At 65.1% G+C, this 395-nt stretch carries 1 protein-coding gene; it reads left to right on the top strand.

What is annotated here, in order from left to right:
* Nucleotides 1-395 (top strand): polyketide synthase dehydratase domain-containing protein (locus L696_RS28770; RefSeq protein WP_162472188.1); only part of this gene is annotated, 395 nt, incomplete at both ends.

Consider the following 395-nt stretch of genomic DNA (forward strand, 5'->3'; position numbering starts at 1 on the left):
AGGGGTGGCAGAGCTGGCGGAGCTGCCGGAGCGGGAGTTGGCGGAACTGGAAGCGATACGCGAACGCTGCGGTCGGAAGGTGAGCAGAGAGGCGTGTTATGCGGCGCTGGAGGAACTGGGCCTTTGCTACGGAGCGAGCATGCGGTCAGTCGTAGCGGTGTGGACAGGAGTGGACGAAGGGCTGGCGGAGCTGAAGCTGACGGAGACGACGGAAAGTAGCTGGGGGGAGTATGTGCTGCACCCGGGGCTGCTGGACGGAGCGCTGCAGAGCTGCATGGGATTGGCGCTGGGCGAGGAAGAGCAGCAGGTAATGTTGCCCTTTGCGCTGGAGAGCCTGGAGGTGCACGGGGAACTGAGTGAACGGATGTGGGCGTGGATCCGGCGCCGGAAAGGGG

Source organism: Paenibacillus maysiensis (assembly GCF_000520815.1).
Taxonomy (GTDB): Bacteria; Bacillota; Bacilli; order Paenibacillales; family Paenibacillaceae; genus Paenibacillus; species Paenibacillus maysiensis.